The organism is Sulfurospirillum sp. (genome assembly GCF_036802865.1).
In the GTDB taxonomy this organism is placed as follows: domain Bacteria; phylum Campylobacterota; class Campylobacteria; order Campylobacterales; family Sulfurospirillaceae; genus Sulfurospirillum.
Window position 1 is genome coordinate 115,779 of record NZ_DAIRVK010000005.1, and the last position, 13,891, is coordinate 129,669.

The 13,891-nt window shown below is 39.1% G+C and carries 13 protein-coding genes; 9 read left to right on the forward strand and 4 right to left on the reverse strand.

Translation table 11 applies throughout. From position 1 onward, the window contains the following. Positions 1 to 70: 70 nt before the first annotated feature. Complete coding sequence (locus V7Q04_RS11235; RefSeq protein WP_333805198.1) at positions 71 to 295, forward strand: FeoA family protein; 225 nt, start codon at positions 71 to 73, stop codon at positions 293 to 295. Beyond that, entirely contained in the window at positions 292 to 2,391 is a 2,100-nt protein-coding gene (gene feoB / locus V7Q04_RS11240; protein ID WP_333805199.1) for a ferrous iron transport protein B, read from the forward strand. Before V7Q04_RS11235 ends, feoB begins: the two co-directional genes overlap by 4 nt. A gap of 121 nt (positions 2,392 to 2,512) precedes the next feature. On the opposite strand, the gene V7Q04_RS11245 is transcribed toward feoB, so the two are convergent. After that, entirely contained in the window at positions 2,513 to 3,412 is a 900-nt protein-coding gene (locus tag V7Q04_RS11245; protein ID WP_333805200.1) for a cation diffusion facilitator family transporter, read from the reverse strand. Beyond that, on the reverse strand, positions 3,412 to 4,404 hold the full coding sequence (locus V7Q04_RS11250; protein WP_333805202.1) for an agmatine deiminase family protein: 993 nt from the start codon (positions 4,402 to 4,404) through the stop codon (positions 3,412 to 3,414). The genes V7Q04_RS11245 and V7Q04_RS11250 overlap by 1 nt, the downstream gene beginning before the upstream one ends. A 120-nt stretch (positions 4,405 to 4,524) precedes the next feature. Between V7Q04_RS11250 and V7Q04_RS11255 the strand changes: the two genes are divergently transcribed. The 6 genes from V7Q04_RS11255 to V7Q04_RS11280 all read left to right on the forward strand — a co-directional run bounded on the left by V7Q04_RS11255 (position 4,525) and on the right by V7Q04_RS11280 (position 11,640). Then, positions 4,525 to 5,997 (forward strand): sensor histidine kinase, encoded by a 1,473-nt coding sequence (locus V7Q04_RS11255; RefSeq protein ID WP_333805204.1) that lies wholly within the window; start codon positions 4,525 to 4,527, stop codon positions 5,995 to 5,997. Between the two features lie 3 nt (positions 5,998 to 6,000). Then, positions 6,001 to 6,678, forward strand: a complete 678-nt coding sequence (locus tag V7Q04_RS11260) for a response regulator transcription factor (RefSeq protein ID WP_333805206.1) — start codon at positions 6,001 to 6,003, stop codon at positions 6,676 to 6,678. A gap of 130 nt (positions 6,679 to 6,808) precedes the next feature. Next, a complete protein-coding gene (locus tag V7Q04_RS11265) occupies positions 6,809 to 7,123 on the forward strand; it encodes a DUF485 domain-containing protein (RefSeq protein ID WP_333805207.1) in 315 nt (104 codons plus the stop codon). Beyond that, a complete protein-coding gene (locus tag V7Q04_RS11270) occupies positions 7,120 to 8,760 on the forward strand; it encodes a cation acetate symporter (protein ID WP_333805208.1) in 1,641 nt (546 codons plus the stop codon). Before V7Q04_RS11265 ends, V7Q04_RS11270 begins: the two co-directional genes overlap by 4 nt. Positions 8,761 to 8,884: 124 nt before the next feature. Beyond that, positions 8,885 to 10,831 (forward strand): acetate--CoA ligase, encoded by a 1,947-nt coding sequence (gene acs / locus V7Q04_RS11275; protein ID WP_333805209.1) that lies wholly within the window; start codon positions 8,885 to 8,887, stop codon positions 10,829 to 10,831. A gap of 119 nt (positions 10,832 to 10,950) precedes the next feature. Beyond that, positions 10,951 to 11,640: a SapC family protein gene (locus tag V7Q04_RS11280; RefSeq protein ID WP_333805210.1), complete on the forward strand. Its 690-nt coding sequence runs from the start codon at positions 10,951 to 10,953 to the stop codon at positions 11,638 to 11,640. A 66-nt stretch (positions 11,641 to 11,706) separates the two neighbouring features. Here V7Q04_RS11280 and V7Q04_RS11285 read toward each other — a convergent pair whose 3' ends face one another. Next, a complete protein-coding gene (locus tag V7Q04_RS11285) occupies positions 11,707 to 12,390 on the reverse strand; it encodes a flavodoxin family protein (protein WP_333805211.1) in 684 nt (227 codons plus the stop codon). A 100-nt stretch (positions 12,391 to 12,490) separates the two neighbouring features. Between V7Q04_RS11285 and V7Q04_RS11290 the strand changes: the two genes are divergently transcribed. Then, a complete protein-coding gene (locus V7Q04_RS11290; RefSeq protein WP_333805213.1) occupies positions 12,491 to 12,865 on the forward strand; it encodes a winged helix-turn-helix transcriptional regulator in 375 nt (124 codons plus the stop codon). A 63-nt stretch (positions 12,866 to 12,928) separates the two neighbouring features. Here V7Q04_RS11290 and V7Q04_RS11295 read toward each other — a convergent pair whose 3' ends face one another. Then, the gene (locus V7Q04_RS11295; protein ID WP_333805214.1) at positions 12,929 to 13,807 is read right to left on the reverse strand and encodes a metal ABC transporter substrate-binding protein; all 879 of its coding nucleotides are present in this window, start codon (positions 13,805 to 13,807) and stop codon (positions 12,929 to 12,931) included. Positions 13,808 to 13,891 lie beyond the last annotated feature (84 nt).

Genomic DNA, 13,891 nt, shown 5'->3' on the forward strand with positions numbered 1-13,891 from the left:
TACATTAATGAGCTTTTAATCCGTTTTAACTTACAATCTTGATGAGCATTATCAATTAAGGAATATTAGAATGACATTATCTGAAATGAATGCTGGAGAGAACGCTATTGTGACGCTCATTGAAGCCGATGGCGAATTAAAACAGAGACTTTTTTCTTTAGGACTTCGACGAGGAAGTCACCTCAAAATCAAAGCAACGAGTATTGCAAAAAGTACGATGGAGATCGAAGTGGGAAGTACACTTTTAGCACTTCGATTTGAAGAAGCCAAATACATTGGAGTGCAAAGAGCATGAACGAACTTATTATCGCCCTTGTGGGGCAGCCCAATGTTGGTAAAAGCATGCTCATCAACTCTATTGCCGATGCACGCCTTAAAGTAGGCAACTTCTCAGGTGTCACGGTTGAAAAAGCGGAAGTGCGTTTTATGGCGCAAGATCGTTCTATCAAAATCGTGGATTTACCCGGAACTTACTCACTCAATGACTACACGCAAGATGAGCGTGTTACCAAAGAGTTTTTGGAAAATGAACCGTACGATCTTATCATCAATGTTGTTGATGCGACCAATTTGGAACGCAATTTATACCTCACAACACAACTTTTAGAGCTTGATAAAAAGATGATCGTAGCGCTTAATATGATGGATGAAGCCCATAAAGAGGGCATTATTATAGACCATGAATTGCTAAGCTCTATTTTAGGTGTACCTTGTGTGAAGGTCTCTGCGGCAACCAAGAAAGGCATCGGTAAGCTTCTCAATCGCACCATTGATATCTCAAACTTTCCCCATGAAAAATCAAAACTTATTTACAGTGATGTGGTAGAAGAAGAGGTCGAAAAGCTCTCTTTCTTTTTGAGACAAAAACGCTATAAAACAGAACTTCCTTATCGTGATGTGGTGCTAAAACTCTTGCAGGAAAACCCAAAAATTTACCACAAAATGCACGATGAGCCTATTTGGCTTGAATTTTCACCGCTTTTGAAAGAGGCGTTGGAGCATTTGTATTTGCACCATGAAACGAAAGATGTTGGCGAAATTTTTGCAGAAGAGCGAGCTTCATTTGCAAAAGGTGCGGTGATGGAAGCGGTTATCTCTAAAAAGAGCGTGTCTCAAAATGTGACTGAAAAGATCGATAGACTTCTGATCCATCAAATTTTTGGCATTCCTATTTTTATTTTTTTGATGTGGGCTTTGTTTCAACTGACCTTTAAGCTGGGTTCCATTCCGATGGATTGGATCGATGCCTTTTTTGTTTCGCTTGGCAATTATGCTAAAACGATTTTTGGCGATGGCGAACTAGGCTCGATGATCGCCGATGGCGCTATTTCAGGTGTTGGTGCAGTGGTAATGTTTCTTCCTAACATCGTCATTCTCTTTTTTGGCATAGCCCTTTTAGAAACGACAGGATATATGGCGAGAGTTGCATTTTTACTCGATGGCTTTTTCCACCGCTTTGGGTTGCATGGCAAAAGCTTCATTCCCCTTGTGACGGGTTTTGGTTGTTCTGTTCCTGCGTATATGAGCGCACGAACCCTTAAAAACGACAAAGACAGGCTTATCACACTTTTTATCATTGGGTTTATGAGCTGTGGTGCGAAACTTCCTGTGTACGTTCTTTTTGCAGGGGCTTTCTTTAGCCAACAAAATGCGGGCAATGTCCTTTTTATTATCTACATTGCAGGGGCATTTATAGGGCTTATTGCAGCGAAATTCTTGAAAGTGTTTGTCTTTAAAGGTGTAGATGAGCCTTTTGTTATGGAGATGCCAAAGTATCGTTTGCCTTCACTAAGGCTCATTTGGCATACGGTTGCAACAAAGGCGATTATGTATCTTAAAAAAGCGGGTACGTTTATTTTGGGTGCGTCATTGCTCATCTGGTTTGCAAGTAATTACCCTAAGCATCTTGATATTGAAGAAGCGTATGCCCAAAAAATAGAGCTTGTTCAAAATGCCGAAGAGAAAACGGTACTTGAAAATGAGAAAGCTCAACTGCTTTTAGAGAAGAGTTTTTTAGGGATGATTGGCAAATCAACCGATGTTTTATTTACACCGATTGGCTTTGACTGGAAAATGACGATAGCCCTAGAATCGGGCTTGGCTGCTAAAGAAGTTGTGGTCTCTACACTGGGTGTTTTATACGCACTTGGCTCAGAGGTGGATGAGGGCAATGAGAGTCTTATAGGGGTACTTCGCCAGCAAATTCCTTTTGCATCTTCGGTTTCGTTTATTATCTTTGTGATGTTTTATTTGCCGTGTATGGCGGCAAGCATTGTTTTTACAAAAGAGAGTGGAAGTTATAAGTATCTTTTTTATCTCTTTATTTTTACGACGGTGATTGCGTGGGGACTCTCTTTTATAGGGTATCGCGTGGCGTTGCTTTTAGGGTAAATGCGCGGGCTTCTCGCTTAAGGAATCACCGCGTTAGCGTAGTCTTTCACAGAAACTTCGTTTTGGAGCTTTGCTCCAAAGGCGTGTAAAGCGTTCTTTCGAGTTTGCAAGAACGCTAAGGCTAATCCATCTTCTTGGCTGTTTTATCGTTCATTTCTGAGTCATCGTACGGGTCTAGGTGTGCATTGATAACCCACTCTCCATCGGGAATCAGCTCTTTGATGCTTTCTTCAATGCGATCTCCTGCATGATGCGCTCGCATTAGTGAAATTCCAGGACTAAAAACCAAATGCACATCGACAAAGTTCGTATTGGCAGATTTGCGGGTTTTAAGGTAGTGAAAATCGCTAATCTCTTTTTCCCCAATAATGATGTTTTTAATACTCTCAACAATCTCTTCATCGAGCGATGCATCCAGTAAAATATAAACACCATCACGGATAATCTCATAAGCAGAGTGGATGATATAGATGGAAATAACCACACCCATAATGGAGTCGATCATCTCAAATCCAGTGACTTGAATAAGCACCAAAGAGATAAGGATAGCACCATTGCTCAAAACGTCTGTTTTGTAGTGCAGGGCGTCTGATTTGACGACCATGCTATGCGTTTTTTTAGCGACATAATTCAAAAAGAGCACCAAAGCAATGGTAATCACCAATGAAACCAACATAACAATGACAGAGTAGCCCAAAAACTCGATAGGCTCTTGGTTGATCGCTTTTTTGATAGAGGTGTAGAAGATAAAAAGACCTGAAACGGTAATGACCGTTCCTTCGATAACTCCTGCTAATGCTTCGATTTTACCTTTGCCATAATTGAACTTTTTGTTGGCAGGTTGTTCTGCTTTTGTGATGGCAAAGTAGTTAAAGGCAGAGACAATTAAGTCTAAAACAGAGTCAATGGCAGAGGCTAAAACGGCAACAGAACCACTCATGATACCAATAAAAAGTTTGATAACAATCAGTAAAGTAGCTGTTGCACTCGATACAACGGTCGCTTTTTTTTGTAAAGTCATTAGGCGTTATCTCTCTCTTTATAAATGTTCATCGAAGCACAGTGAAGGCTTCCGTGCTCTCTGATGAGAATGGATGACTCTATGCCCACAATTTCTCGCTCAGGAAAACAGCGCTCGAAAATAGCTAAAACTTCTTTATCGTAAGCATCAGAGTAGGTTGGTACAAGTACGGCGTTATTGATAAGTACAAAGTTCATGTACGTTGCTGGAATACGGTGGTTGTTGAAGTATTTAGCCGATGGTAAAGGCAGTGGAAGCAGGTGAAATTCTGTTTTTTGAAGCTCTTTTTCCATTTTACGAAGCTCTTTATAGTGCTCGTCTTCTTTGTCGTAGCATTTCACATAGGCGATGGTGTTTTTGTTGATAAAGCGTGCTAATGTATCGATATGTGAATCAGTGTCATCGCCCATAAGTGCGCCATGCTCAAGCACGATAAGCTCTTTAAGTCCAAAAAGCTCTTGAAGCGTTTTTTTGATTTTCTTTTTAGAAAGATGTGCGTTCCGGTTTTGTTCATACAGACAATACGCTGTGCTTAGCATAACGCCATGACCATTACTGTCGATACTTCCGCCTTCCAGTACAAAGTCAAGGCTTTTGAGTTTGCCTTCCAAATAACCCTCTTCAAAGAGCTGCTGTGTGATGCTGTTGTCAAGATTGGCTTCAAATTTGTTTCCCCATGCGTTGAAGATGAAGTCATAGGTACGGCGTTTATGGTTTTTATAGATGTTGATGCCACCAAAATCGCGAATCCATGTGTCATTTGTAGGCATTTGGATCAGCTCGATGTTTTGCAAGTTTGGCAAAAAGTTGGCAAGTGTTTTTTTGTCTTCACAGACCACAAGGCATTTTTGAAAACGTGCAATGGTCGAAATAAATGTAAGATATGTCTTGTGAATTTCCTCAATGGAGTGTGCCCAGTCACTATTTTTGGGTGGGAAAACGACGATAAGTGCTTCTTGTTCTTCCCATTCGGCTGGTATTCTGATTTTCATGTGTAACTCCATGTAGCGTGTATTGAAAGTAAATTATACCAAAAATGAGATCTCATCTCTGTTTTTGGGTGGAAAGAGGGTAAAATAGCCACCATGCGCATTTACATGTAAAGGATATTTTTGCTACAAAAGACGAAAGATAACAAAAGTATTAACCAGATTAATTTTATGGCAATTCTTTTTGCGGGTCTTTTTGCCTTTATATCGGCATGTTTAGTGATCGTCAATGAGTATTTAGAGTTTCAAAAAGAGATTAAAGTACTTGAAGCAAACTATATTCAGATGCAAGAAAAAAGTGCCGCTTCTCAATTAACCCTTCTTTTTAACATTACCGAATACCGCTTTACGCAGAGTAAAAGCTTGCCGAAAGAGGAAATTTATCAAAAACTCAAAGAAGACATTGGTGCGTTGATGTCGCATACGGAAGAGCAAAATTATGTCTTTTTACAGAAAAATTCAGGTGAGATGCTTTACCGCTCTTCTGCCTTTAGTGTGGAAGAGACAAGTAAAGATATCGTAGTGACAAAACTGTATGAACCGTTGGGATTGATACTGGGTAGTGGTGTTAGTACCCACAATATAGAAGATGTATTGGAGCAAAGGAAGAAAGACTACCAAGATAAAATCATCAATTTTGTCCTTAAAATTTATATGCTAACACTCTTTTTATATCTGATCAGTACGATTGAATACCGTTATGTCAGCGACATTATGAAACGTGAAATACGTTTTATTGCCTATTCATTCAAAAAAGCTTCTTCGAGTTATGAGTTTATCGATATGGAAAAGATCAAGTTTCAAGAGTTTCAAGAGATAGTAACCCATGCTAATGTGATGATTGAGGAGATTAAAAGTAAAAACAGTGCGCTTATTGAACTCAATAGCAATCTTGAGCTAATCGTCGAGCAAAAAACGGAAGAGTTAAAACGCTCTGTTGCGTTTACCCAAGAGTTACTTGAACAACAAGATCGTTTTATCAAAAATGCCATTCATGAGATCAATACGCCACTTTCCATTATTTTAATGAACATTGATCTTTATAATCTAAAATATGAGAAAAATCCTTACTTGCTTAAAATTGAAGCCGCCGTCAAAGTGCTTGATAATATCTATGAAGATTTGGCGTATGTTGTGAAAAAAGACAGAGTTGTGTACGAAAAAGCGATGATTGATTTTTCCAAGTTTTTAACAGAGAGGGTAGAGTACTTTGAAGATGTTGCCGAGGGCAATAAACTGCACATCATCACGGACATAACACGCGATCTGTTTATTGTTTTTAATGAGATAGAACTTCAACGCATTTGCGATAATAATCTTTCCAATGCCATTAAGTACAGTTATGAAAAACAGCCTTTGCGTGTAAAGCTTTATGCAGAGCAAGAGAGTGTGATTTTTGAAGTGCAAAATTCTGGCGAGAAGATTAAAATGCCTGACCAGCTTTTTGATCGTTACTACCGGGAAGATGAAGCGCGTGGTGGGTTTGGCTTGGGGCTTAACATCGTAAAAGAGATTTGTGATGCCAATGCTGTGGCTATTAGCGTTCTCTCAGATGAGTCAAAAACACTTTTTCGCTACCGCTTTACGAAAGGATAATGTATGAAAATTTTATTGTTGGAAGATGAGCTGATGCTTCGAAGTTCTATTGAAGAGTACTTGGAAGCACTTGGTCATAAAGTCATTGCGTATGGAAATGGCGAAGCGGCATATGAAGCAATCAAAAAGGATGTGTTTGATCTTTTGCTATTAGACATTAATGTTCCTAAACTCAATGGGCTGAGTTTACTTAAAGCCCTGAATGAAATAGAACATGCTTTTCCGACCATCTTCATCAGTGCAAACGTGGACATTGATGATATTACGCGTGCGTTTGAACTTGGAGCGTCAGACTATCTCAAAAAGCCATTTCATCTTAAAGAACTGGGACTTCGCATCGACAAAATTAAAAAAGAGTATGAGATCAAAAAACTTCAACATATCATTTTAAGTGCAAAATATGTCTTCTCAAATGAAGAACAAATGCTCTTTTATAACAACAATGTTCAAGTGCTTACCAAGAAACAGTTACAAATAGTTACAATTCTTTGTGAGAACATTGGCGTCGTTGTTGACTTTGAAAAATTCCGAAGTTATGTGTGGAACGATGAACCCATCGACAATGCCTCAATTAGGGCTGAAATCAGCCGTTTTCGCAAGCTTCTTAAGGAAGATTTTATCATCAATCTTAAAGGTGTTGGGTATAAAATTGAAAAGTATTTCCCTGAGAAAAACCGCTAAAAGTTACAATTTTACTCATATTATTTAAAAAAAATCCTCCATTTTCTTCAAACCTTAAAATGCTACGGTAATGCTACGTTACTTCTTTACAATGTCCTCATAGCTACCACATCACATTGAAGGAGCATTTATGAGTCAGAACATCTACGACAGAGTACAGGCCAATCCAAAATTCGCCGAACTCGTAAAAAAAAGAAGTAGTTTTGCGTGGAAACTAGCCATCGTTATGCTGGTTGTTTACTATTCTTTCATCCTTGTAATTGCTTTTTCCCCTGCAACATTTGCAGTGAAACTTGGAGAAGGTGTTACCACACTTGGTATGCCAATAGGACTTGGCGTTATTATTATCGCGTTTGTTCTTACGGGTATTTATACGCAAAGAGCCAATGGCGAATTTGATGACTTAACCAATCAAATCAAAGAAGAAGCAAGGGGTGAGAAATGAAATGGGGCTTGTTACTTTTAACACTTTCAAATTTTTTGTGGGCAGCGGATGCTCAATTTAGTGGTAAGAGAGATTTAAATGTCTCTGCGATTATCATGTTTGTCATTTTTGTTCTTGCGACATTAGGTATTACCTATTGGGCGGCAAGAAGAACGAAAACAGCGAAAGATTTTTACACCGCTGGCGGAGGCATTACTGGGTTTCAAAATGGTTTAGCAATTGCGGGCGATTATATGTCAGCAGCATCATTCCTTGGTATTTCAGGACTGGTTTATCTTAAAGGATTTGATGGACTTATTTATTCCATCGGCTTCTTAGTTGGCTGGCCAATCATCCTTTTCTTGGTGGCAGAACAACTTAGAAACTTGGGTAAATATACCTTCTCCGACGTTGCATCGTACCGTTTGCAACAAACACCAATTCGTGTGCTTGCCGCACTTGGTTCATTGGCAACTGTAGCACTCTATTTGATTGCTCAAATGGTAGGTGCTGGTCAACTTATCCAGATTCTTTTCGGTCTTGATTATGAGTATGCGGTTATTATGGTTGGTATTTTGATGATTCTTTATGTTACTTTTGGTGGCATGTTGGCAACAACATGGGTACAGATTATCAAAGCGGTATTATTGCTCTCCGGTGCATCTTTTATGGCTATTATGATTATGTACAAAGTGGGCTTTAGCTTTGAATCACTCTTTGCACAAGCTGTTGCAGCGAAGAAAACTGCATCGATTATGGCACCAGGGGGACTTGTAAGTGACCCAATTTCGGCGATCAGCTTAGGAATTGCCTTGATGTTTGGAACCGCGGGTCTTCCACATATCTTGATGCGTTTCTTTACGGTAAGTGATGCTAAAGAAGCTCGAAAATCTGTATTCTTTGCAACTGGCTTCATCGGTTACTTTTATATTTTAACTTTCATCATAGGTTTTGGTGCTATCGTATTATTAACGAATGATCCAACGTATCTTGACCCAGTCAAAGGTGGCATCATCGGTGGTGGTAACATGTCTGCGATTCATACAGCGCATGCGATTGGTGGAAACTTATTCCTAGGATTTATCTCAGCAGTTGCTTTCGCAACGATTTTAGCGGTTGTCTCAGGTCTTACACTTGCAGGTGCGAGTGCGGTCAGTCATGATCTTTATGCAAATGTTTTTGCACGAGGTCGAGTGGACGAAATGACAGAAATGAGAGTTTCTAAGTACTCTACGATTGCTCTTGGTATCGTAGCGATTATTTTAGGCATTGCGTTTGAAAAGCAAAATATCGCGTTCATGGTAGGACTTGCGTTTGCAATTGCAGCAAGTGCTAACTTCCCGATTCTTTTCCTCTCAATGTTCTGGAGAAAGCTTACAACAAAAGGTGCCGTCTGGGGTGGTAGTTTAGGGCTTATAACAGCGATTGTGTTGGTAATTTTGAGTAAGGCGGTTTGGGTTGATGTTTTAGGCTATAAAACAGCGATCTATGCTTACGGTAATCCAGCGATTTTCTCTATGGCAGTTGCTTTTATCGGAATTTGGTTCTTCTCTATTATCGATAAAAGTGAAAATGCAGCCAAAGAGATAGCGGCATATGATCATCAGTATATCAGAAGCCAAACAGGGATTGGAGCAGAGGGCGCTTCAAGCCACTAAAAATACAGTTATAAACTAAATCTCTGCCTCGTAAGAGGCAAGCTTTAGTGCATAGTGCAACGTAGGCTTTTGGGCTTTGCCCAAAAGACGTTATAAAATAATTTTATGAAAAAGGATCGTAACGATGTCACAACTTTTTGAACCAAGTAGAGCTTTAAGCAAAGAAGCCAGAATTAAGAACATGTGTGAGTATAAGGAGCTTTGTATCCAAGCAGACGAGGATTTTGAAGGATATTGGGATAAGCTAGCACGTGAGAAAATTGAGTGGTTTAAGCCTTATGACAGAGTGTTAAATGAAGAAAACGCTCCGTTCTACAAATGGTTCGAAGGTGGCAAATTAAACGTTACGCATCAGTGTTTAGGACGTCATCTAAAATCACGCAAAAACAAAGCGGCGATTATCTGGGAGGGTGAAGACGGTAAGCGTCGTATCATCACTTATCTTCAACTTTTCTACCGTGTTAACCGTTTAGCAAACTTGATGCGCAATAAATTTGGCATCAAAAAAGGTGACCGTGTTGTTCTTTATATGCCAATGATTCCTGAAGCGGCGTTTGCGATGCTTGCGTGTGCAAAAATTGGTGCGATTCACTCGGTTGTTTTTGGTGGATTTTCTGCTGAAGCACTAAGAGACCGTATCCAAGATGCGGAGGCAAAACTCGTCATTACTGCTGATGGTGCATTTAGACGTGGTAAGCCTTACATGTTAAAACCTGTTGTGGATGAAGCATTGAGCGTTGGTTGTGAATGTTGTGAAAAAGTACTTATCGTTCAGAGAAACTTTGAAGATATCGACTATGTTCCAGGACGTGACTATGTTTACAACGAGATTATAATGAACGAGTCTCAGTACTGTGACCCTGAATGGATGGACTCAGAAGATCCTCTTTTCTTACTTTATACTTCTGGAAGTACAGGTAAACCAAAAGGTGTTCAACACGGAAGTGCTGGTTACATCCTTTGGGCGCAATACACGATGGAACACGTTTTTGATGTGAAAGAAAACGATACCTTCTGGTGTACAGCAGACGTTGGTTGGATTACAGGGCATACGTACATCGTTTATGGACCATTGGCGATGGGTGCAACGACGATTATGTATGAAGGTGTGCCAACGTTTCCAGATGTTGGCAGATGGTGGGGAATGATTGAAGAACACCGTGTCAATCAATTTTATACCGCTCCAACAGCCATTCGTTTGCTTCACAAAGAAGGTGCAGATGCTCCTTCAAAGTACGATCTAAGTTCGTTAAAAGTACTTGGAACCGTTGGTGAGCCTATCAATCCCGATGCATGGAATTGGTACTATGAGCAAATTGGTGGCGGTAACTGCCCAATTGTAGATACATGGTGGCAAACAGAGACGGGTGGTCATATGATTACACCACTTCCTGGAGCTACACCGATAAAACCAGGTTCCGCGACATTCCCACTTCCGGGTATTAAAGCAGAAATTATCGATGAACATGGCAATCCAACACCAAAAGGTGAAAAAGGGTTCTTGTGTATCACGAAACCTTGGCCATCGATGATTCGTAATATTTGGGGCGATCCTGAGCGTTATGTTAAGTCCTATTTTGGGGATTGTAAAAAAGATGGTAAGCCTGTTTATTTCTCAGGCGATGGCGCAATGTACGATGATGATGGCTATATCATCATAACAGGGCGTACCGATGATGTTATTAACGTTTCAGGTCATAGAATTGGAACAGCTGAGATTGAAGCTGTTCTAGGCAACCATGAAAACGTAGCAGAGGTTGCCGTTGTAGGAAGACCTGATCCTATTAAAGGTGAGGGTATCTTTGCATACATCGTCATCAAGGGTGCAGATAGCATCAGTGAAGAGGTTTACATGATCCAGGAGCTTAACAAACTCATCGTTAAAGAGATCGGTAATATCGCTAAGCTTGATGCCATTCGCTTCGTTCCAGGACTTCCAAAGACCAGAAGCGGCAAAATCATGCGAAGAATTCTTCGTTCTATCGCGAAGAAAGAACCAATTACGCAAGACATCTCAACACTTGAAGATCCAAGTATCGTTGAGAAAATCCAAAACCTTATCGAATTTTAGAACTCTCCTGCGGTTACATGTAACGTGTAACCGCTCTCTTTCACAAAGCAAAGTGAAATTTTTTACTGAAAATGCTATGATACAGGCTATATAACTATCTCTTAGAGGAACATGACATCATGGCAATGCATATTATAAACCAACCAGACGATCAAAATAAAGCGGTCAATGAGGCAATTCGTTACCCCAACTTAGAAACGATGATAAGCGTACCTCTAGGACTAGGAGAATTTTACGAAGCGTGTAAAGATTATCCTATTTTGTTTACTAAAAATCAAGAAGGACATTGGCTTGCTATTGCCTTGCTTGGCTATAACGATAAAAATGTTTACTTAGATGAAAATCGTCGCTTTAAAAAAGGAAAATACCTTCCTGCTTTTTTAAGACGTTATCCGTTTGTTTTAGTTCAAAATGAAGCTCAAGAGAGCTTTTCTTTAGGCATTGAAGAAGAAGCTTTGGAAAAATTAACTCCCTCTAACCAACAAAGAGCCCTTTTTAAAGAAGATAAAACACCTAGTGATTTGACAAACAGTACGTTAGATTTTCTCGTTCGTTTTCAAGGTGAGTTACATGCATGTAGTGCTTTGATTAAAGAGTTTGAAACATGGGAACTGTTGGTTGAACAAAGTGCAAATATTGTCGATGACGAAGGTAAATCACATACCATTAATGGCTTCTTTACGGTTAATGAAGAAAAGTTAAATCATCTAAGTGAGAAGAAAAAGCTTGATATTTACAAAAAAGGAGCAACGCCTTTTATGACAGCGCATCTTATCTCATTAAGCAATATTCGACGATTGGGATTGTAGGCTTTTTTGCATTAATAATGTTTACATGTAAGGTTTTCAATTTTACATGTAAACGTCACTCTCCTTTTAATGGGGCTCAACTTCACTGAAAAAAGAAGATGAAACACCTTGTTTAGCAAATCGTACACCCATATTAAACGCTTTTTCGCAATCTATGGGGAACACATCTTTACGCCTTTGTGCTTTGTGGGGTTCACTAAAAGCGGTTACTTCGTATTTTGAGTAGTCTTTAAACTGATAGGTATCTGTGACATAAAGTGCTTCAGAAGAGCCAAAAATACTTCCAAGTCTCTTTTCAAGACCACTAAGCGCTTCAACATAACCCCATTCTCGCATTCTTTTTTCATCTAAATTCATCGTATACAGCAATCCTATAGGTATTTTTTTTGGGAATAAAGAGGAGTACTTAACATCGTAAACAGTATATTGAAAGGCTAATCGTTCGATGAAAGAGCGCATCATGCCAGTGATGTTTCCAAAGTAAATGGGCGAGCCTAAAAGAATCGCATCTGCCTCTCGTAGCGTTTCTAAAAGCGGCTTAAGCTCATCTTTATGCGCACATTTACCATAGGCTTTTCCATTTTTAAGTTTACAGGCAAAACAGCTCACACAGCCTTGATAATTTAAGTCGTAAAGATGGATTAGCTCTGTTTGCGCACCTTGTATTGCAGCACCTTCAAGCGCTTTTTTGAGCAGGGTTGCGGTGTTGGCATTTTTGCGTGGACTTCCATTGATCGCTACAATTTTCATTGGTTTTCCTTCTAAATATTTTGTTCATTGAATTATAGGGTTATTTACAATCTAAGTATAGAATGAACTTTTTAGTTATATACTAACTAAAAGGAAAGTAATGGAGAAAAAAATGGAAAATTTTAGTGATAAATACGAAAAATGTCCTATGTACTACGCGATGTCAATTCTTGAGGGAAAATGGAAGTGGATTATTTTGTGGAAGATATCGGAAGCAAAAGTCATTCGCTACAATCGTTTAAAAGAGATGCTACAGCCCATTGCACACAAAACGTTAAGCCAACAACTCAAAGAGTTAGAGAGTAATAATATTATTCACAGGGAACAGTACAACCAAGTGCCGCCTAAAGTGGAATACTCACTCACGTCAGAGGGAGAAACGCTCATACCCATTTTAAGTTTAATGTATCAGTGGGGAAAAGAGCATATGAAACCAAGTGAAGCGCTTGATGGAGGATCGTGTTTAAACGACTAATGTGGGTTACATGTAAAGCTAAATCAACTTTACATGTAAACGCTACTAAAGGCATAAAATGGATTATCGGCAATCCATAGCATCGTTGAGTTTTGTTAGATTGTCTCTCATAATATCGATATAACCGATACCTTTTTTACTCTCAGCGACGGTAATGTTCTCCACAGGTCTTAGAGCATCTGTTTTGACATTGGCTTCTTTTGCAATGGATTTTGCAACTTTATCGCTTGCAAATTCTTCAAAAAAGACGGTATTGATCTTTTCATTTTTTGTAAGATCGATTAATTTTGCAATCTGTTTTGGAGAAGGTTTTGTCTCAGGTGTCATGCCAGAGATTGAGTATTGGGTGATGCCGTACTCGTGTGCTAAGTACTCAAAAGCATCATGATTGACGATGACTTTTTTATTTTTACAATTTTTAAGCACTTCATAATCCGCTTTTAGTGTTTGAAGTTTTGTAAGATACTCCGCCAAATTTGCTTCATAAACTTTTGCATTTTCAGGATCTTTGGTACTGAGTAGGGTTGCTACTTCTTTTGCCACATTCATATAATTATCAATGCTTAACCAGTAGTGTGGATCATAAGATCCTTTGTGCTCATGCCCATGATCGTCATGTTTCATCTCGATGAGTTTGACTTTTTGGCTCATATCAATCGTTTTATCTTGAATTTTCAAAGAGCTAATCACTTTTTTGCTCCAAGGCTCAAACACGGGGCTACTGATAATAAAAAAATCACTCTTTGAAAGACTGGCAATCTCTTTGGCTTTGGGTTCAAATTCATGTGCTTCAACACCAAATGGTACAAGATTGGTTAGTTTTACTTTATCGCCACCAATATTTTTGACAACATCATACAGTGGAAATATAGTAGTTGTAACAGATACATCTGCAAACATAGCCGTACTGAGAGTTGCTAAAAATGTAAGCTTTTTTAACATACATGACTCCTTTTCTAGTTTTATAATCAAACTATAACATAATGCAACTAAGTTGCATATAAAAGTTCTGCTATGAAAAAATCT

Bases quoted from the DNA above. Each gene is read 5' to 3' on its own strand.
- V7Q04_RS11270 (WP_333805208.1), top strand. From the start codon at position 7,120: ATGAAATGGGGCTTGTTACTTTTAACACTTTCAAATTTTTTGTGGGCA.
- V7Q04_RS11235 (WP_333805198.1), top strand. From the start codon at position 71: ATGACATTATCTGAAATGAATGCTGGAGAGAACGCTATTGTGACGCTC.
- V7Q04_RS11245 (WP_333805200.1), bottom strand. From the start codon at position 3,412: ATGACTTTACAAAAAAAAGCGACCGTTGTATCGAGTGCAACAGCTACT.
- V7Q04_RS11250 (WP_333805202.1), bottom strand. From the start codon at position 4,404: ATGAAAATCAGAATACCAGCCGAATGGGAAGAACAAGAAGCACTTATC.
- acs (WP_333805209.1), top strand. From the start codon at position 8,885: ATGTCACAACTTTTTGAACCAAGTAGAGCTTTAAGCAAAGAAGCCAGA.
- V7Q04_RS11265 (WP_333805207.1), top strand. From the start codon at position 6,809: ATGAGTCAGAACATCTACGACAGAGTACAGGCCAATCCAAAATTCGCC.
- V7Q04_RS11260 (WP_333805206.1), top strand. From the start codon at position 6,001: ATGAAAATTTTATTGTTGGAAGATGAGCTGATGCTTCGAAGTTCTATT.
- feoB (WP_333805199.1), top strand. From the start codon at position 292: ATGAACGAACTTATTATCGCCCTTGTGGGGCAGCCCAATGTTGGTAAA.
- V7Q04_RS11280 (WP_333805210.1), top strand. From the start codon at position 10,951: ATGGCAATGCATATTATAAACCAACCAGACGATCAAAATAAAGCGGTC.
- V7Q04_RS11290 (WP_333805213.1), top strand. From the start codon at position 12,491: ATGGAGAAAAAAATGGAAAATTTTAGTGATAAATACGAAAAATGTCCT.
- V7Q04_RS11285 (WP_333805211.1), bottom strand. From the start codon at position 12,390: ATGAAAATTGTAGCGATCAATGGAAGTCCACGCAAAAATGCCAACACC.
- V7Q04_RS11295 (WP_333805214.1), bottom strand. From the start codon at position 13,807: ATGTTAAAAAAGCTTACATTTTTAGCAACTCTCAGTACGGCTATGTTT.